Origin of the sequence: Pseudomonas sp. R32 (genome assembly GCF_009866705.1) — a bacterium.
In the GTDB taxonomy this organism is placed as follows: domain Bacteria; phylum Pseudomonadota; class Gammaproteobacteria; order Pseudomonadales; family Pseudomonadaceae; genus Aquipseudomonas; species Aquipseudomonas donghuensis.
Window position 1 is genome coordinate 680,005 of record NZ_CP019396.1, and the last position, 16,942, is coordinate 696,946.

At 64.1% G+C, this 16,942-nt stretch carries 17 protein-coding genes and 1 pseudogene; 5 read left to right on the forward strand and 13 right to left on the reverse strand.

Annotated features, from left to right (window positions below; translation table 11 throughout):
• Positions 1-57: 57 nt before the first annotated feature.
• From PspR32_RS02985 to PspR32_RS03010, 6 genes are all read right to left on the reverse strand, one after another.
• Positions 58-618, reverse strand: coding sequence for a DUF4136 domain-containing protein (locus PspR32_RS02985; RefSeq protein WP_026001226.1), 561 nt, complete (start codon positions 616-618; stop codon positions 58-60).
• A 19-nt stretch (positions 619-637) separates the two neighbouring features.
• Positions 638-1,264 (reverse strand): DUF4136 domain-containing protein, encoded by a 627-nt coding sequence (locus PspR32_RS02990; RefSeq protein ID WP_036995569.1) that lies wholly within the window; start codon positions 1,262-1,264, stop codon positions 638-640.
• Between the two features lie 23 nt (positions 1,265-1,287).
• Positions 1,288-2,037 (reverse strand): methyltransferase, encoded by a 750-nt coding sequence (locus tag PspR32_RS02995; protein ID WP_010221729.1) that lies wholly within the window; start codon positions 2,035-2,037, stop codon positions 1,288-1,290.
• Positions 2,034-2,339: a MazG-like family protein gene (locus tag PspR32_RS03000; protein ID WP_010221731.1), complete on the reverse strand. Its 306-nt coding sequence runs from the start codon at positions 2,337-2,339 to the stop codon at positions 2,034-2,036. The genes PspR32_RS02995 and PspR32_RS03000 overlap by 4 nt, the downstream gene beginning before the upstream one ends.
• Positions 2,340-2,400: 61 nt before the next feature.
• A complete protein-coding gene (locus PspR32_RS03005) occupies positions 2,401-3,255 on the reverse strand; it encodes a MaoC family dehydratase (protein ID WP_159388072.1) in 855 nt (284 codons plus the stop codon).
• A gap of 1 nt (position 3,256) precedes the next feature.
• The gene (locus PspR32_RS03010; RefSeq protein ID WP_100783460.1) at positions 3,257-4,609 is read right to left on the reverse strand and encodes a 3-oxoacyl-ACP reductase; all 1,353 of its coding nucleotides are present in this window, start codon (positions 4,607-4,609) and stop codon (positions 3,257-3,259) included.
• Positions 4,610-4,726: 117 nt separating this feature from the next.
• Here PspR32_RS03010 and PspR32_RS03015 point away from each other — a divergent pair, with 117 nt between their 5' ends.
• On the forward strand, positions 4,727-6,004 hold the full coding sequence (locus PspR32_RS03015) for an acetyl-CoA C-acetyltransferase (RefSeq protein ID WP_010221734.1): 1,278 nt from the start codon (positions 4,727-4,729) through the stop codon (positions 6,002-6,004).
• Positions 6,005-6,118: 114 nt separating this feature from the next.
• Here PspR32_RS03015 and PspR32_RS26570 read toward each other — a convergent pair whose 3' ends face one another.
• Complete coding sequence (locus PspR32_RS26570) at positions 6,119-6,886, reverse strand: methyl-accepting chemotaxis protein (protein ID WP_374045264.1); 768 nt, start codon at positions 6,884-6,886, stop codon at positions 6,119-6,121.
• Positions 6,887-6,976: 90 nt separating this feature from the next.
• Positions 6,977-8,065: pseudogene (locus PspR32_RS26575) on the reverse strand (cache domain-containing protein); the annotation flags it as partial.
• Positions 8,066-8,345: 280 nt separating this feature from the next.
• On the opposite strand from PspR32_RS26575, the gene PspR32_RS03025 reads away from it, so the two are divergent.
• Positions 8,346-9,239, forward strand: coding sequence for a PA4780 family RIO1-like protein kinase (locus tag PspR32_RS03025; protein ID WP_036995573.1), 894 nt, complete (start codon positions 8,346-8,348; stop codon positions 9,237-9,239).
• 6 nt (positions 9,240-9,245) lie between these two features.
• On the opposite strand, the gene cueR is transcribed toward PspR32_RS03025, so the two are convergent.
• Genes cueR through PspR32_RS03040 form a run of 3 tightly spaced genes read right to left on the reverse strand, consistent with a single transcriptional unit; the run spans position 9,246 to position 12,490 of the window.
• A complete protein-coding gene (cueR, locus tag PspR32_RS03030; RefSeq protein WP_010221738.1) occupies positions 9,246-9,650 on the reverse strand; it encodes a Cu(I)-responsive transcriptional regulator in 405 nt (134 codons plus the stop codon).
• Entirely contained in the window at positions 9,647-12,049 is a 2,403-nt protein-coding gene (locus tag PspR32_RS03035) for a heavy metal translocating P-type ATPase (RefSeq protein ID WP_010221739.1), read from the reverse strand. The genes cueR and PspR32_RS03035 overlap by 4 nt, the downstream gene beginning before the upstream one ends.
• A 54-nt stretch (positions 12,050-12,103) precedes the next feature.
• Positions 12,104-12,490, reverse strand: coding sequence for a hypothetical protein (locus tag PspR32_RS03040; RefSeq protein WP_010221740.1), 387 nt, complete (start codon positions 12,488-12,490; stop codon positions 12,104-12,106).
• Between the two features lie 147 nt (positions 12,491-12,637).
• Here PspR32_RS03040 and PspR32_RS03045 point away from each other — a divergent pair, with 147 nt between their 5' ends.
• A complete protein-coding gene (locus PspR32_RS03045; RefSeq protein ID WP_010221741.1) occupies positions 12,638-12,835 on the forward strand; it encodes a heavy-metal-associated domain-containing protein in 198 nt (65 codons plus the stop codon).
• Between the two features lie 114 nt (positions 12,836-12,949).
• Entirely contained in the window at positions 12,950-14,131 is a 1,182-nt protein-coding gene (locus PspR32_RS03050; RefSeq protein WP_159388073.1) for a multidrug effflux MFS transporter, read from the forward strand.
• On the opposite strand, the gene PspR32_RS26145 is transcribed toward PspR32_RS03050, so the two are convergent.
• Together PspR32_RS26145 and PspR32_RS03055 are read right to left on the reverse strand one after the other, a co-directional pair.
• Positions 14,115-14,279, reverse strand: coding sequence for a hypothetical protein (locus tag PspR32_RS26145; RefSeq protein ID WP_010221743.1), 165 nt, complete (start codon positions 14,277-14,279; stop codon positions 14,115-14,117). The genes PspR32_RS03050 and PspR32_RS26145 overlap by 17 nt on opposite strands.
• Before the next feature lie 125 nt (positions 14,280-14,404).
• On the reverse strand, positions 14,405-15,418 hold the full coding sequence (locus tag PspR32_RS03055; protein ID WP_100783461.1) for a zinc-binding alcohol dehydrogenase family protein: 1,014 nt from the start codon (positions 15,416-15,418) through the stop codon (positions 14,405-14,407).
• 116 nt (positions 15,419-15,534) lie between these two features.
• On the opposite strand from PspR32_RS03055, the gene PspR32_RS03060 reads away from it, so the two are divergent.
• A complete protein-coding gene (locus PspR32_RS03060; RefSeq protein ID WP_010221745.1) occupies positions 15,535-16,443 on the forward strand; it encodes a LysR family transcriptional regulator in 909 nt (302 codons plus the stop codon).
• The last annotated feature ends 499 nt before the right edge of the window (positions 16,444-16,942 follow it).

Sequence of the window (16,942 nt, forward strand, 5' to 3'; positions counted from 1 at the left end):
AAGGGAGTGTAGCCAAGATAATGGCCAGTCGCCTTTATGGCGACTGACCCGTGAGACTCAGCGGGGCGGGTAGTTGCCCATCAGTTTGGCGACGGTGTTGTGGATCGCCGTATTGCGTTCTTCCGGGCTTGGCGGGTAGTTGTTCATGATCTGCTCGGCACTGCCGCGCCACACCAGCTTGCCGTCGCGGGCGTCGAACATGTCCACCTGGATGGTTGCCACCTTGTAGTCGACACTGCGGGTTTCGTTGTACATCGGCCCGCCCCAGTAGCCACCCCAGTAGCCCCCCCAACCGCCGCCATAGTGGGTGGTGATCTGTTGCTGGCGGTTCTCGACGATCAGGTAGGCCTGGACCTTGAGGTCGCCACGGCTATTGCCCTGGGCCGGGCGCAGGCCGCGCTGGTCAAGCTGGCCGGCCACCGCCTGGCGGATGCGCTGTTCGGTGAGGTCGCTCTTGATCCGCGGATCATCCGGGCGATATTGCAACCCCGGCTCCTGCCAGACCCAGCTACGGTAGGCGGCAAAATCGCGGCTGGCATCGAAGTCCTGGGTGACGTTGCCACTTTGGCAGGCACCGAGCAACAGCATTAACGAAAGTAAAGCGAGACGGCGCAACATGGTGGTTCTCCGATTGCCTTTAACTGGGAGGATAGCTGGCCAGCGCCTTTTGCACTGACTCTCGCAGGGCATCGGCGCGCTTGCCCTGGGAGTCCTGGCTGGCGGTTTCGGCGCTGGCGCTCCACACCGGCTGGCCGTCGCGCGCGTCATACAGGTCAACGCGCACCACCATTACCTCGACTTCGTAGGTACGCACCAGCGGCACGCTGGTGTAGACCCCGTAACCATTGTGATAGCGCCCGTAACTGCCATAGCCGCCATAGGGATAGCGGTCATAGGCGGAATAATCTTCGCGAACCTGACGCAGGCGCCGTTCCAGGCGCAGGTCGGCGCTGACCAGCAGGTCGCCTTCCTGGCCATTGCGGGCCGGACGCAGGCCGCGCTGGTCGAGGGCATTGCTGACGGCATCGGCCAGCTGGGCGGGATCGGCATAGGTGCTGCCAGCCGGCAGCTGGCCATTGCGCCAGGCCCAACTGCGGTAGCGGGCGTAGTCGCGGGGAGCTGCGGGGTAGGCGCTGGCATCGAAGGTCGTGGCTGCCTGTGCTGGGGCCGGTGGCAGCGGGCGGGAGCTGGCGACATAAGGGTTGCTGCCCTGGCAGGCGGCCAGGGCCAGGCCCAGCAGGGCCAGGGTCAAACGGTACGGCATGTCACCCTCCCGGCGGGCGCGGTTCAGCGCGGTCGACAGATCCAGTGCAGGTAGCGGCCCAACCCGGCGAAGGCCGGATGACGACGATGCGCCAGTTCCATTTCCAGCAGCTCGGACAGTTCGGCCTTGGCCTGGAAATCGCGGGGCATGTAGTCGTGGAAAACCCGCACACCACTTTCACTTTCGACCTGCCACAAGTCTTCAAGTTGCGCCTTGAGCGTACGCGGATCAAGTGGTTTTTGCGGGGTCAGGCTCTGCTTCTCGCCGGCCAGTTCATTGCTGCGCAACTTACGAAAATGACCCTTGAGCAGGTTGCGGTACACCAGTGCGTCGCGGTTGTAGAACGCCAATGACAGCATGCCGTCAGCGCGGGTCAACTGATGCAGCACCGGCAGGATGGTCTCGGGTTCGGCCAGCCATTCCAGCACCGCATGGCATAGCACCAGGTCATAGGGTTCGGTCAGCTGGCCGAGCAGGTCCTGCCAGGGCGCCTGGATGAAGGTGGCCTGCTGGCCGGCGTCGGCAAAGCGCTCGCGGGCGCCGTCGAGCATCGGCGCGGCGGGTTCGGCCAGGGTGACCTGATGCCCGCGCTGGGCCAGCCACAGGGCCATATGTCCCAGGCCGGCACCGATATCCAGGACGCGCAGGGGGCGCTCGGGCAGGGCTTCGGCGAGGTCGGCCTGAAGCACCGCCAGGCGTATCGCGCCCTTGGCGCCGCCGTAGATTTTCTCGGCAAAACGGGTAGCCAGTTCATCGAAATGACGGTCGTTCATTTGGCAAAACGCCTTTCGCTGTCGGCCAGCTTGCTGTTGACCACCTGTTCCATGTCCAGGCCCAGTTCGCTGCACAGCAGCAACAGGTAAAGGACGATGTCGCCGACTTCCTGGCCGGCGTGTGCCAGCTGCTCGGGCGGCAATTGGCGCGACTGGTCTTCAGTCAGCCACTGGAAGATTTCCACCAGTTCGGCCATCTCGACACTGGCAGCCATGGCCAGGTTTTTCGGGCTGTGAAAGCCGCGCCAGTCGTTGTTGTCGCGAATACGGTGCAGGCGTTGGGTCAGTTCTTGCAGGTTCATCGGCGCTCTCCTCAAGCGGCATAGCTTCAGGCGGGCGCCGTTGCAACGCAAGAGGGCGCTGTCAGCGCAATGACCGCCAGGCCCCGCGCATGTGCACCAGCTCGCCATGGCCGTCGAGTTGCAACTGGCCTTCGGCCGCCGCCGGGCTGGTGTTGAGGATCACTTCGCTGGGCAGGCGCACCGGCTTGAGAAAACCCACTTCGAGTTCATAGCCGCTGACCGGCAAGTGGCCGCGCAAGGCTGCCAGGGCCATGGCCTTGCTCCACATGCCGTGGGCGATGGCGGTGGGAAAACCGAACAGCCTGGCGCTGGCGGCGCTCAGGTGAATCGGGTTGTAGTCGCCGCAGACCTTGGCGTAACGCCGGCCGATATCGCTGTCGGCGTACCAGCGGGTCAGTTCGCTCAGGGCCAGGGCTTCGGGCGCATCGGCAACTGCCGGCTCGCCGCCCAGCTTCAGGCCACGGCAGAGCATGCGGCTGGTTTGCGACCAGAGCAGGCCGAGGCCGTCTTCGGCTTCGGTGATCAGCTCGAAGGTGGCGCCTTTTTCGTGCGGCTGCAGGTTATCCACCGATACGCTGAAACGCAGGCGACTGATACCGCCCAGCGGTCGCAGCACACGAATGCTGTTGTGCAGGTGCACCAGCCCCAGCAGCGGGAAGGGGAAGTCCGCGGCGGTCAGCAACTGCATCTGCAAGGCGAAGGCCATGACGTGGGGAAAGGTAGGCGGCAGGCGCCCGTCGTCGCTGAAGTGACAGAGTTTGCGGTAGGCCTCCAGTTGTTGCGGGTCGACGCCAAGGTGGCAGCGCAAGCCGCTGGCCGGCAGGCTGTCGCCGCTGATCTTGCGTTTGCGTGCAGCGCGCAGGTATAGCCCGGAGAGCGCCGCGGTGCTGCTCAGCTCAATCCATTTACGGGTCATTTCAGGCCCCCATCACGGCTTGGCCGCAAACCCGCAACACCTGGCCATTGACTGCGCCACTGCCCGGTTGCGCCAGCCAGGCCACCGCTTCGGCGACATCCTGGGGCAAGCCGCCCTGGCCCAGCGAGCTCATGCGCCGCCCGGCCTCGCGCAGGGCGAAGGGGATGGCCGCGGTCATGCGGGTTTCGATAAAACCGGGGGCCACGGCGTTGATGCTGGCGCCGCGCGCGGCCAGCTTCGCTGCCCAGGCCTGGGCCAGGCCGATCAGCCCGGCTTTGCTGGCAGCATAGTTGGCTTGGCCACGGTTGCCGGCGATGCCGCTGATCGAGGCCAGTAGCACGATGCGCGCGTTGTCGTGCAGGGCGCCGCTGTCGAACAACGCCTGGGTCAGCAGTTGCGGGGCCTTGAGGTTGACCGCCAGCACCGAGTCCCAGAATTCCGGGGTCATGTTGGCCAGGGTCTTGTCGCGGGTGATGCCCGCGTTGTGCACGACGATGTCGATACCGTCCGGCAAGGCTTCGAGCAACTGCGCCGGGGCATCCGCCGCGCAGATGTCCAGGGCCAGGCTGCGCCCGCCCAAACGTGCGGCGAGGGCTTCGAGGTCGGCCTTGGCGGGCGGCACGTCGAGCAGGATCACCTCGGCGCCATCGCGGGCCAGGGTTTCGGCAATCGCCGCACCAATGCCACGGGCAGCGCCAGTGACCAGTGCCTTGCGCCCGGCCAGTGGCCGGCTCCAGTCCTGCACCACGGCGCCACAGGCTTCCAGGCGCAATACCTGGCCGGAGATAAACGCGCTTTTCGGTGAAAGGAAGAAACGCAACGCACCTTCGAGCTGGTCTTCGGCCGCTGGGTTGACATACAGCAGTTGCAGGGTGCCGCCCGCGCGCAGCTCCTTGGCCAGCGAGCGGCTGAAACCTTCGAGGGCGCGCTGGGCAACGCGCGCCAGCGGCTCGTCGAGCTGTTCCGGGGTGCGGCCGAGTATGACGACATGGGCGCTGGGCGCCAGGCTGCGCAGCAACGGCTGGAAGAATTCGCGCAATTGCTTGAGCTGGTCGATATCGCCCAGCTCGCTGGCATCGAACACCACTGCCTTGAGCTTGGGCCCCAGCCCGGCCACCCACTCGCTGGCTTCGAGTTCGGGGCTGGCAAAGCTGTACAACTCGTCGGTCAGGCGCTTGGCGAAGGCTTCGACAGTCTTTGCCAACGGCCCGCCGCCAAGCAACAGGGCGCCTTCGATCGGCCGCAGGCGGCCGGCTTCCCAGCGCTCCAGGCGGGCCGGGCTGGGCAGGCCGACAGCTCCTACCAGGCGGTGGCCGAGTTTGGAGTTGGCGAAGTCGATATAGCGGTCGCTCATGTGCGGTTCTCCCTGAAATAGCTTCAAAGTGTGGACCATGATTGGCCATTGGTCGTTCGAATGTGCAAAAAACACCTACGCTGTAGCGGACCATTGGGGAAAAAGAGGACAGCACGCATGCGCTCACTGCGCCGGGTCGCAATCATAGGCGGCAATCGAATTCCTTTCGCCCGTTCCAACGGCCCTTATGCCACCGCCAGCAACCAGGCGATGCTCACCGCCGCGCTTGAAGGCCTGATCGAACGCTACAGCCTGCATGGCCTGTGCCTTGGGGAAGTGGCGGCGGGGGCGGTACTCAAGCATTCGCGCGACATGAGCCTGGCCCGCGAAAGCGTGCTCAGCTCGCGGCTGTCAGCGCAAACGCCGGCCTACGACCTGCAGCAGGCCTGCGGCACGGGCCTGGAAACCGCCCTGCTGGTGGCCAACAAGATCGCCCTGGGGCAAATCGACTGCGGCATTGCCGGTGGCGTTGATACCACGTCGGATGCACCGATCGCGGTGAGCGAAGGCTTGCGGCGCATCTTGCTGCAGGCCAACCGTGGCAAGAGCACCGCCGACAAGCTCAAGGCCTTCCTCAAGCTGCGTCCCGGCCACCTTAAACCCGAGCTGCCGCGCAACGGCGAGCCGCGCACCGGCTTGTCGATGGGCGAGCATTGCGAGCAGATGGCCAAGACCTGGCAGATCGACCGCCAGGAACAGGACGCGCTGGCCCTGCGCAGTCACCAGAACATGGCTGGCGCCTTTGTCGAGGGTTGGCATGACGACCTGCTCACGCCCTTCCTGGGCCTGACCCGCGACAACAACCTGCGCCCCGACCTGACCCTGGAAAAACTCGCCAGCCTCAAGCCGGTATTCGACCGCAGCGGCCAGGGCACCCTGACCGCCGGCAACTCCACGCCATTGACCGATGGCGCCTCGGTGGTGCTGCTGGGCAGTGAAGACTGGGCTCGCGAACGCGGTTTACCGGTGCTGGCCTACCTGGTCGATGGTGAAACCGCTGCGGTGGATTTCGTCAAAGGCCAGGAAGGGCTGTTGATGGCCCCGGCTTACGCGGTGCCGCGCTTGTTGGCGCGCAATGGCCTGACCCTGCAGGATTTTGACTACTACGAAATCCATGAGGCCTTCGCCGCACAAGTGCTGTGCACCCTCAAGGCCTGGGAAGACCCCGAGTACTGCACGAGCCGCCTGGGCCTGGATGCGCCACTGGGTTCGATCGACCGCAGCAAGCTCAACGTCAAGGGCAGCTCGTTGGCCGCCGGGCATCCCTTCGCGGCCACCGGCGGGCGCATTCTGGCGAACATGGCCAAGTTGCTGGCCAGTGCCGGCAAGGGCCGTGGCCTGATCTCGATCTGCGCTGCTGGCGGTCAGGGCGTGACGGCGATCATCGAGCGTTGACCCGTGCCGGCTGACTCACCACCGGGGCCGGGCGACTGGCGTTCCACCTCGGCCTACATCGGCGCGTTCAAGGGCCTGTTCGGCGTCACCCCGGGCGAACTGCGCCTGTAGTCGTCAGGTACGAAAGCGCCGTACCAGCGCATCCAGTTCGTTGGACAAACCGGCCAGGCTCTGCGAGTCCTGGCGCGCCGAGTTGGCCAGCTCCGCCACCAACTGCGCATCGCCGTGGATCTGGCTGATATGGCGGTTGATGTCTTCGGCCACCTGGTGCTGTTCTTCAGCGGCAGTGGCGATCTGGGTGTTCATGTCGCGGATGATGTCCACCGACTCGCGGATCTGCCCGAAGCTGCTGCGCGCCAGGCTAATGCGGCTGACTGACTGCTGCGATACTTCGAGGCTGGCGTGCATCTGCTGGGCCACTTCACTGGTGCGCTTGGCCAGGTTGCCGAGCAGGTTGTCGATCTCGGCGGTGGAGTCGGCGGTGCGCTTGGCCAGCGCCCGCACCTCGTCAGCAACCACGGCAAAGCCACGGCCTTGCTCACCGGCGCGGGCGGCCTCGATGGCGGCGTTGAGGGCCAGCAGGTTGGTCTGCTCGGCAATCGAGCGGATGGTGCCGAGGATCGATTGAATGGCGTTGCTGTCGCGTTCGAGTTGCTGCATCGACTGCGCTGATTGCTCGATCTCCTGGCTCAGGCGATCGACGCTCTGCACCGCCGCATCGATCTGCTGTTGGCCTTCGCGGGCCTGTTGCTGGCCACTGTCGGCCGAATCGGCGGCTTGGCTGCAGGAGCGTGCGACTTCGTTGGCGGTGGCAACCATTTCGTGGAAGGCGGTTGACACCATGTCCACCGCTTCACGCTGGCGCCCGGCGGCTTCGGCCATGTCGTGGGACACCTGGGTCGAGCTGCTGGAGGTGGCGAGGATCTTGTTCGCCGCCTGGCCGATGCTCTGGATCAGGTTGCGGATCGCGGCCAGGAACTGGTTGAACCAGTTGGCCAGTTGCGCGGTTTCGTCGCGACCGCGCACGTCCAGGCTGCGGGTCAGGTCGCCTTCACCTTGGGCGATACCTTCCAGGCCGCTGGTGACGCTGTGGATCGGGCGCACGATGAGCTTGGCGAAAGTGGCCCCGACCAGGGCAAACACCGCCGCCAGCACGATGGCGATGGCGGCCACCAGCCAGGTCAGCTGGGTCGCGGTGTGCATCACTTCGTCGTGGCGGATCAGGCCGATGAAGTTCCAGCCCAGTTGCTCCGAGGGCCAGACGTTGGCCATGTAGCGCTCGCCATCGAGCTCGACTTCGACCAGGCCCTTGCCGGCCTTGGCCAGTTCTGCATACCCGGCACCGAGACTGCCCAGCGGCTTGAAGTTGTGCGCCGGAGCGCGCGGGTCGACCAGCACGTTGCCATTGTCTTCGAGCAGCATCAGGTAGCCGCTTTCGCCAAGCTTGATCTGCTTGACGATCTCGGTCAGCTGCTTGAGCGAGACGTCGATACTGACCACGCCGCCGGGGTTGCCGAGCTGGTTGGGCACTGCCCGCACGGTGCTGACCAGCACCGCATCGTCACCGGCCCAGTAGTAGGCGTCGGTGCGCAGGGTTTTGCCCGGGGAGGCCATGGCCGCCTGGTACCAGGGGCGCTGGCGTGGGTCGTAGTTGGCCATTTTCGCGTCGCCCGGCCACATGGCGTAACCGCCGTCGCTCAGTCCGTAGGACAAATATGAGTAGGCGGGATGGCTGGCGGCGAGGCTGGCGAAGAAATCGTGGAGTTTCTTGTCAGGTTCACCCAAGGCGATCTGTGCGGCATCTGCGCTCATGTACTTTTTCAGCTCGTTGCCGGTGGCGCTGACCAGTGGCTGGGCAGCCAGGTAGTCGACGTTCTGGCTGATGCCTTCGAAGAACAGTTGCATGGCGTTGGCCACCTGGCGGATCTCGCGGCTGCTGCCGTCGACGAAGCCTTCGCGGGCTTCACTGCGCAGGTTGAGGACCACCAGGGTAGCGACCAGGATCACTGGCAAGCCGGCGATCACGGCAAAAGCCCAGGTCAGTTTTTGTTTTATGTTCATCCGCGCTCCAGAATTTTTCTTGTAAACGTACGAGGCTGCTGCAGACTACATCGGCCGTGGACTCTGGAAATAAAGTGTTACTCGGGAAGAATCCCCCGTATTTATTGATGATTGGCGATTTTTGTGACCGATTGGTCGCCATCGGGCAGAAAAAGAATGGCAAGTCAGGCGGATTGCCGTTACAACGCAGTGCGGTCTTGCTTCAGCGACAAGCAGGTTCCAGGACCTGTGACCTATAACAATCACGTGTTTGGCCAGACAGGACCCCCGACAGAAACCGATGAAGACTCCAAAACGCATTGAACCGCTGGTTGAAGATGGACTGGTCGACGAAGTACTACGACCACTGATGAGTGGCAAGGAGGCTGCGGTGTATGTGGTCCGCTGCGGTCGGGAGCTACGGTGCGCCAAGGTCTACAAAGAAGCCAACAAGCGCAGTTTCCGCCAGGCTGCCGAGTACCAGGAAGGCCGCAAGGTGCGCAACAGCCGTCAGGCCCGGGCCATGGCCAAGGGCTCCAAGTTCGGCCGCAAGGAGGCCGAAGACGCCTGGCAGAACGCCGAAGTGGCGGCGTTGTTCCGCCTGGCCAATGCCGGTGTGCGGGTGCCCAAGCCTTATGATTTTCTCGATGGTGTGCTGCTCATGGAACTGGTGGCCGACGAGTACGGTGATGCCGCGCCACGCCTGAACGACGTGCACCTGGAGCCTGAGCAGGCGCGGGAGTACCACACCTTCGTGATCCGCCAGATCGTGCTGATGCTCTGCACCGGCCTGGTCCATGGCGACCTCTCGGAGTTCAACGTACTGCTCGGGCCCGACGGCCCGGTGATCATCGACCTGCCGCAAGCGGTCGATGCCGCGGGCAACAACCATGCGTTCAGCATGCTCGAGCGCGATGTCGGCAACATGGCCGCCTACTTCGGGCGCTTTGCCCCGGAGCTCAAGCAGACGCGTTACGCCCGCGAGATGTGGGCGCTGTACCAGGCCGGCAACTTGCTCCCGGAAAGCCCGCTGACCGGGGTATTCGCCGATGATGAGCACAGCGCCGACGTTGATGGGGTGATGCGCGAGATCGACGCGGCACGCATCGATGAAGCCCGTCGACGTGCGGCCAAGGCCGACGCCGAACGGGGCATGGTCAAGGACGAAGAACCGGCGCCGCCCTGGCTCCAGTAAACGCCGTCAGTGACAGCAACTGCCGCCGGCTGCCAGGTCCTTGAGGATCGGGCAGTCCGGGCGGTCGTCGCCCTGGCAGTGGGCAACCAGCTCGCTCAAGGTGTCACGCAAGCTCACCAGCTCCTCGATGCGCCGGTTGAGGTCATCGATATGCTGGCTGGCCAAGGCCTTGACGTCGGCGCTGGCGCGCTGACGGTCCTGCCACAAGGTCAGCAGGCGGGCGACTTCTTCCAGTGAAAACCCCAGGTCCCGCGAGCGCTTGATGAATGCCAGCTGGTGCAGGTCTTCCTGCTGGTACAGGCGATAGCCGCTGTCGCTGCGCAAGGCCGGCTTGAGCAGGCCGATCGACTCATAGTAGCGGATCATCTTCGCGCTCAGGCCCGAGCGGCGGGCGGCTTGGCCGATATTCATTGGGCATCGTCCTCAGGCGGGGTGGCCGGTTTCCAGGTTTTCAGCAATAGCGCGTTGCTGACCACGCTGACACTCGACAGGGCCATGGCGGCGCCGGCCAGCACCGGGTTGAGCATGCCGAAGGCGGCCAGGGGAATGCCGATCAGGTTGTAGATAAACGCCCAGAACAGGTTCTGGCGAATCTTGGCGTAGGTCTTGCGGCTGATCTCCAGGGCTGCCGGCACCAGGCGCGGATCGCCGCGCATCAGGGTGATTCCGGCTGCCTGCATGGCCACGTCGGTGCCGCCGCCCATGGCGATGCCGATGTCCGCAGCGGCCAGTGCCGGGGCATCGTTGATCCCGTCGCCGACCATCGCCACTACGCCGGACTGCTTGAGCGCGGCAACGGTGGCGGCCTTGTCGGCGGGCAGTACCTCGGCGTACACGTCGGTGATGCCTAGGGCTTCACCCACCACCTTGGCGCTGCCGCGGTTGTCGCCGGTCAGCAGGTGGCTGCTGATGCCTTGTCCGGCCAGTTGCCGGACCGCTTGCCCGGCGCCAGGTTTGAGGCTGTCACCAAATGCGAACAGGCCCAGCACCCGCGCCTGCGGGCTGCGTTCGATCAACCACGACAGGGTGCGGCCTTCGGCTTCCCAAGCCTGGGCGCTGGCGGCCAGCTCGCCGGGTTGCAGGCCGCTTTCATCCAGCAGGCGACGGTTGCCCAGGGCCAGTTCGCGGCCATCGAGGCTGCCGGCGATACCGCGGCCGGTCAGCGACTGGCTGTTGCTGATAGCGGCCACAGGCAGGCCTTGTTCTTCACAGGCATCCAGCACCGCCTTGGCCAGCGGATGTTCGCTGCCGCGCTGCAGGGCGCCGGCCAGTTGCAGCAGGTGCGCCTGCTCGCCCACCAGTGCCCGGCTGTGGACGATGCGCGGGCTGCCGGAAGTGAGGGTGCCGGTTTTGTCGAATACCACGCGGTTGACCGCATAGGCACGTTCCAGGGCTTCGGCATCCTTGATCAGGATGCCGTGGCGGGCGGCGACACCGGTGCCGGCCATGATCGCCGTCGGTGTGGCCAGGCCCAAGGCGCATGGGCAGGCGATCACCAGCACGGCAACGGCGTTGATCAGTGCGTACTCCATCGGTGCGCCATCGAGCAGCCAACCAACCAGGGTGATCAGCGCCAGGACCAGTACGGCCGGTACGAACACCTGGCTGACCCGGTCTACCAGTTTCTGGATCGGCGCCTTGGCAGCCTGGGCGTCTTCGACCAGACGGATGATACGCGCCAGCACGGTTTCTGTGCCCAGAGCCAGGGTGCGGACCAGCAGGCGGCCTTCACCGTTGATCGCGCCGCCGGTGACCTTGTCGCCCGGCTGTTTCGGTACCGGCAGGCTTTCGCCGCTGATCAGTGCTTCGTCGGCGTGGCTCAGGCCTTCGATCACTTCACCGTCGACCGGGAAGCGTTCGCCAGGCTTGACCAGCACCAGGTCATGCAGGCGCAGTTCGCTGATGGCGACATCGCGCTCCTGGCCGTCGACCAGCAACAGCGCGCGTTCCGGGCGCAAGGCTTCCAGCGCGCGGATGGCGCTGGCGGTTTGCCGTTTGGCGCGGCTTTCCAGGTACTTGCCGAGCAGGATCAGGGCAATCACCACGGCCGAGGCCTCGAAGTACAAGTGCGGAACAATGCCGTCCCTGGTCGTGACCCATTGGTAGATACTCAGGCCGTAGCCGGCGCTGGTGCCGATTGCGACCAGCAGGTCCATGTTGCCGGCGCCGGCGCGCACGGCTTTCCACGCGGCGACATAAAAACGCGCACCGAGAATGAACTGCACCGGCGTGGCCAGGACGAACTGCACCCAGGCCGGCAGCATCCAGTGGATGCCAAAGGGTTGCAGTAGCATCGGCAGCACCAGCGGCAAGGCCAGCAACACCGCCAGGGCCACCGACCAACGCTCTTTGCGCAGTCGCTGTTCGGCCTCGGCCTGGTTGACCTTGGCGCTCTGCGGCAAGCTGGCGGTGTAACCGGCCTGGCTGACGGCATCGATCAGCACGCTGCTGTCGATCTGGCCAAACAGCTGCAAGTGCGCGCGTTCGTTGGCCAGGTTGACGGTCACCTGCTGCACGCCCGGAACCTTGGCCAGGGCACGTTCGACACGGCCGGCACAGGAGGCGCAAGTCATGCCGCCGATCTGCAGTTCGAGGGTCTGGGATGGGACGCTGTAGCCGGCTTGCTCAACAGCTTCGACCAGCGCTGGCAGGCTATCAGCCGGGGCCTGGACCCGGGCCTGTTCGGTGGCCAGGTTGACACTGACCTGTTCGGCGCCGACGACCTTGCGCAGGGCGCGCTCGACCCGGCCAGCACAGCTGGCGCAGGTCATGCCGGCAATCGGCAGGTCGAACGTGGTAGATGCGGACATGGGGCACTCCTCCTTGGACAGGCCTCAAGCATCAACCTTGCCATGCGGGGAAGGTCAATAGCCCAGGCCGGCCCTGATCAGCTTGAGGCCATTCTGATCCACGGCAATGCGGTATTTATTGATCTCACCGGCCCTCAGGGTCAGCTTTTGGTTGCGCTGGTTCTCCAGGCCGTTCTGGCACCCGGGGGCCTGTGCCGGCAGCAGGCGCAGGCGCACCGCGACCTGGCCCGGCGGCAGGTTGAACGAGGTCGACTGCTCCTGAAACAGCCGCGCCGAAAGCTGGTCATCGAGGTACACGCCGATCTCGCACGAGGTCGCCACTTCCAGGCGCTCGCGGGAAATGGTCAGAATGCTGTAGTCGGCATTGCCCTCGGCACTGGCCGGGGGGATCAGGCTCAATGCTCCCATCAGGCCGAAAAGGCCCAAAGCTGCCCTGCGCATGAATTCAAACTCCTGCAAATCGATTCTAAGGCTTGCAGCTTGGCGGAGCGGCGCGCCGATTTCCAGCCCGGCAGGCAATCCTCGTACTTGACCTTGCCCCGGTGGCAAGCTTGAGACTGCGCTCAAACCCCACAGGAGGCTGTTGCAATGCAAGTATTCACTGTTCAAGGAATGACCTGCGGCCATTGCGTCAAGGCTGTCACTCGCGCGGTTCAGGCCCAGGATGCAGACGCCAGGGTTGAGGTCGATCTGGGTCAGAAGCAGGTAAAAGTGCAGAGCGAGTTGCCGGCCGAGGAAATTCTCTCGGCGATTCGCGAAGAGGGCTACACGGCCGAAGCCGTCTGACCTCTGACGCCCGCGCGGTGGATAAAAGATTCATCGCGCAGGCGTAACTCTGTCAGCGAAACCCCGGCAGGGCGGTTAGACTAGCGGACTTGCTTAGCCTGCTACGGATTTCCGATGAACCTGCGAACCATCCTGATTCTCGGCGCCTTGAGTGCGTTCGGGCCCCTGGCGATCGACTTCTACCTGCCCGGTTTCCCGGCCATGGCGCTGGCCTTCGGCACCGACGAGAAGCATATCCAGACCACCCTCGCGGCGTACTTTCTCGGCCTGTCGATTGGCCAGCTGGCCTATGGACCAGTGGCCGACCGCTTTGGCCGGCGCATTCCGCTGCTGGTCGGGGTGACGCTATTTACCGTGGCGTCGCTGGCCTGTGCCTTTGCCCCGAGCCTCGACACGTTGATCGTGGCGCGCTTCGTCCAGGCCCTTGGTGGTTGCGCCGGGATGGTGCTGTCGCGAGCGATTGTCAGCGACAAGTGCGATGCGGTGGGGTCGGCCAAAGTCTTTTCGCAACTGATGCTGGTCATGGGCCTGGCGCCGATCCTGGCACCGATGCTCGGTGGCCTGATGGTCAACCTGTACGGTTGGCAGTCGATCTTTATCGCCCTGACCCTGTTCAGTGCCCTGTGCACCCTGGCCGTGGCGCTCGGCCTGCCGGAAAGCCTGCCGGCCAACCAGCCGCGCCAGCCGTTGTCCGGTGCCATGCGCCAGTACGGGAGGCTGTTCAAGGAGCGCATCTTCCTCGGCCACGCCTTGACCGGTGGCATCGCCATTGCCGGGATGTTTGCCTACATCGCCGGTTCGCCGTTCGTCTTCATCAAACTCTATGGCGTGCCGGCCGAGCACTATGGCTGGCTGTTCGGCAGTAACGCCGCAGGGTTCATCCTGGTGGCGCAGGTCAACGCGCGGCTGCTGGCCAAGCGTGGCCCGGCCTTCCTGCTGGCGCGTGCGGTATGGGTTTACCTGGCGGCGGGGCTGACCCTGCTGGGGATCAGTGCATTGCACCCGACGGCGTTGTGGCCGTTGTTGATTCCGCTGTTCATCTGTATTGCCAGCCTGGGCTGCATCATCCCCAACGCCTCGGCCTGTGCCATGAGCGGGCAGGGCGCCCGGGCCGGCAGCGCTTCAGCACTGCTGGGTTGCCTGCAGTTCAGCGTGGCCGCCGGTGCCGCGGCGCTGGTGGGGGTGCTGCACGATGGCACGGCGGTGCCGATGGCCATCGTCATCAGCTTGTGCGGCCTGGCGGTGGTGAGCGTGGCGATGCTGACCCGGCGCTTGACTCTCAGCCGCTGCGTTTGAGCGGGTGCGGGGCCTGGAGCCGGGCTTGCAGGGTGTTGACGAAGGCGCGGGCCTCGGCCTCGCTGCGAAAGCTCACCACATGCTGGTCGAGCTGAACCTGCCATGGGCAGCCGGGCTTTTTTGCTGATGCACTGACCTGGATATTCATATCTGCATACCTGAGGTTGGCGTTGGCTGATGCATTGTAGCGCTGGCCACGGGGAGCGGAATGACCTGGGTCAGTTGTCGGACTGACGGTCGCGTGCGCCGCGAAAACGCGGCGGGCGCGGGGTTTCAGAAACCTTCGAGAACGATCTTGCCCTTGGCTGCGCCGCTTTCCAGCAGGGCATGGGCGCGGCGCAGGTTGGCGGCATTGATGGTGCCGAAGTGCTCGCCGAGGGTGGTCTTGAGGGTGCCGTTATCGATCAGTTCGGCAACCCGCTCGAGCAGGTTGTGCTGCTCGATCATGTCGGCGGTTTCGAACAGCGAGCGGGTGTACATGAACTCCCAGTGCAGCGACAGGCTCTTGCGCTTGAGCTTGGTGACGTCCAACTGCTTGGGGTCATCGATCAGTGCCAGTTTGCCTTGTGGCGCCAGGGCTTCGACCAGTTGATCGAGGTGCTGGTCAGTCTGGGTCAGGCTGGCGACATGGGTGACCTGCTCGATGCCCTGAGCCTTGAGCGCGGCAGCCAGCGGCTGGCTGTGATCGACCACCTGATCGGCGCCCAGCTTGCGCACCCAGTCCTGGGTTTGTGGGCGCGAGGCGCTGCCGATCACGGTGAGACCGGTCAGCGTGCTCGCCAGTTGGGTGAGGATCGAGCCGACACCGCCGGCGGCGCCGACGATCAGCAGGCTCTGGCCCTGGTCCTGCTGGGCTTCGGCGATTTGCAGACGTTCGAACAACAGCTCCCAGGCCGTGATAGCCGTCAAAGGCAGCGCCGCAGCCTCGGCAAAGCCCAGGGTTTTCGGCATGTGCCCGACGATTCGTTCATCCACCACGTGCAGTTCACTGTTGCCGCCAGCACGGGCGATGGAGCCGGCGTAGTAAACCTTGTCGCCCGGCTGGAACAGGCTGACCTCGCGCCCCACCGCCTTGACCACCCCGGCCACGTCCCAGCCCAGCACCTTGGCGGCGCCGCCTTCTGGCGACACGTTCTGGCGAACCTTGGTATCGACCGGGTTCACCGAGATCGCCCGCACCGCCACCAGCAGGTCGCGTGGGCCTGGCTCGGGGGCTGGCAGTTCGATGTCCTGCAGGGCTGCCGGGTCGGTGATGGGCAGGGAGTGATAGTAGGCAATGGCTTTCATGGGGTGGTCCTTGGCAGATAGGGCGTGACCCCATGATTGGCGCTTTCACTTGTCGTTAAAAGCCGATAAAACTACAGAATCTTTCAATATTTTTTTGATAATGGCGAGTGTCTCGGATGCGTATCGATGATCTGCAGTTGTTCGTTCGTGCCGCCGAGCTGGGCAGCCTGTCTGCGGCCGCACGCTTGCTTGACCTGTCACCGGCAGTGGCCAGTGCTTCGCTCAAACGTCTGGAGCAGCAGTTGGGCGTGCGCTTGCTGGCGCGCTCGACCCGCAATCTGCGCCTGACCGCCGAGGGTGAGGGGTACTTGCAGCATGCCCGTTCCGCCCTGGCGAGCCTGGAGGAGGGGCAGCGAGTCCTGGCCCATGGGCAGGATCAGGTCAGCGGTACCCTGCTGTTGTCGGCGCCCTCGGATTTTGGTCGTAACGTACTCTTGCCGTGGCTCGACGAGCTGCAGGATGAACACCCGCAGCTTAACGTGCGCTTGCTGCTGGGCGATCGCAACGCCGACCTGTTTCGCCAGGCGGCGGACATCGCCCTGCGCTATGGCGCCCCGGAAGACTCCAGTCTGGTGGCGTTGCCGTTGTGCCCGGATAACCGCCGGGTGCTGTGTGCATCACCTGCCTACCTGGCCCGCCACGGTGAGCCGGCCGAAGTGGCGCAACTGGCCGAGCACAATTGCCTGCTGTATCAGTTGGGCAGCCGTGTGCATGACCATTGGCGCTTTGGCGAGGGCGCCAGTGAGGTCGGTGTGAGCGTCAACGGTGATCGTTTTTGTGATGATGCCGATGTGGTCCGGCGCTGGGCACTGGCCGGTGTCGGTATTGCTTACAAGTCCTGGCTGGATGTGGCCAACGATGTGCAGGCCGGACGCCTCAAGTTGCTAATGCCACAACTGCGTGGTGAAGCGGCGCCCCTGAACCTGATGTGCACCCACCGGGCGCAGTTGGGCAAACCCGTGCAGTTATTGCGAAATATGCTTCGAGCGCGTTGTCAGATAATGCTCGAGAAACTGCTGGGTTAAACTGCCCAAGAAGTTGCTATTACGTGACACTCCTACATGACTGGCATGCAATTCTTGTGAGTTTCAGCATAATTTGTTGTAGGTTTTATCGGGCGATCTGAACTTGATAATAATCCGTCAATTGCTAGCAAGATATGTAACATGGGGGTTGGGGTGTTCATGTCCAAACGTATCTTCAGTCTTGTGCCTGGTGGCCATTGCTGAGGTTGCCAATACCTTGGAAATCGACCGGATTACGTTGGCGCAACGCGGCTTATAATGGATCCAGCAGTCATTTCCAGCGAGAGATACTTCCATGTCCAGGTCGGCAAGTATTACCTCTCACTCAGACATCGCCTGGCCCTGGCCCGGGCTGACTGCCGGTGAGGTGCTTGACCGCAAGTAGCCTGAATAACTTTTGTATGTTCGTGTTGCAGGAGGAACACGATGACTTGATAACTTCCACTTCCTGCCTTTCTGGCATCGGACACCTCGCAGTAAATGCTGCCGACATGGTTAA

What these genes read in the sequence shown, in the direction of transcription:
- PspR32_RS03025 (WP_036995573.1), top strand. Translation starts at nt 8,346, where the DNA reads ATGAAGACTCCAAAACGCATTGAACCGCTGGTTGAAGATGGACTGGTC.
- PspR32_RS03060 (WP_010221745.1), top strand. Translation starts at nt 15,535, where the DNA reads ATGCGTATCGATGATCTGCAGTTGTTCGTTCGTGCCGCCGAGCTGGGC.
- PspR32_RS03015 (WP_010221734.1), top strand. Translation starts at nt 4,727, where the DNA reads ATGCGCTCACTGCGCCGGGTCGCAATCATAGGCGGCAATCGAATTCCT.
- PspR32_RS02985 (WP_026001226.1), bottom strand. Translation starts at nt 618, where the DNA reads ATGTTGCGCCGTCTCGCTTTACTTTCGTTAATGCTGTTGCTCGGTGCC.
- PspR32_RS03010 (WP_100783460.1), bottom strand. Translation starts at nt 4,609, where the DNA reads ATGAGCGACCGCTATATCGACTTCGCCAACTCCAAACTCGGCCACCGC.
- PspR32_RS02995 (WP_010221729.1), bottom strand. Translation starts at nt 2,037, where the DNA reads ATGAACGACCGTCATTTCGATGAACTGGCTACCCGTTTTGCCGAGAAA.
- cueR (WP_010221738.1), bottom strand. Translation starts at nt 9,650, where the DNA reads ATGAATATCGGCCAAGCCGCCCGCCGCTCGGGCCTGAGCGCGAAGATG.
- PspR32_RS03035 (WP_010221739.1), bottom strand. Translation starts at nt 12,049, where the DNA reads ATGTCCGCATCTACCACGTTCGACCTGCCGATTGCCGGCATGACCTGC.
- PspR32_RS03040 (WP_010221740.1), bottom strand. Translation starts at nt 12,490, where the DNA reads ATGCGCAGGGCAGCTTTGGGCCTTTTCGGCCTGATGGGAGCATTGAGC.
- PspR32_RS03045 (WP_010221741.1), top strand. Translation starts at nt 12,638, where the DNA reads ATGCAAGTATTCACTGTTCAAGGAATGACCTGCGGCCATTGCGTCAAG.
- PspR32_RS26145 (WP_010221743.1), bottom strand. Translation starts at nt 14,279, where the DNA reads ATGAATATCCAGGTCAGTGCATCAGCAAAAAAGCCCGGCTGCCCATGG.
- PspR32_RS03005 (WP_159388072.1), bottom strand. Translation starts at nt 3,255, where the DNA reads ATGACCCGTAAATGGATTGAGCTGAGCAGCACCGCGGCGCTCTCCGGG.
- PspR32_RS26570 (WP_374045264.1), bottom strand. Translation starts at nt 6,886, where the DNA reads ATGGCCGAAGCCGCCGGGCGCCAGCGTGAAGCGGTGGACATGGTGTCA.
- PspR32_RS03050 (WP_159388073.1), top strand. Translation starts at nt 12,950, where the DNA reads ATGAACCTGCGAACCATCCTGATTCTCGGCGCCTTGAGTGCGTTCGGG.
- PspR32_RS03055 (WP_100783461.1), bottom strand. Translation starts at nt 15,418, where the DNA reads ATGAAAGCCATTGCCTACTATCACTCCCTGCCCATCACCGACCCGGCA.
- PspR32_RS02990 (WP_036995569.1), bottom strand. Translation starts at nt 1,264, where the DNA reads ATGCCGTACCGTTTGACCCTGGCCCTGCTGGGCCTGGCCCTGGCCGCC.
- PspR32_RS03000 (WP_010221731.1), bottom strand. Translation starts at nt 2,339, where the DNA reads ATGAACCTGCAAGAACTGACCCAACGCCTGCACCGTATTCGCGACAAC.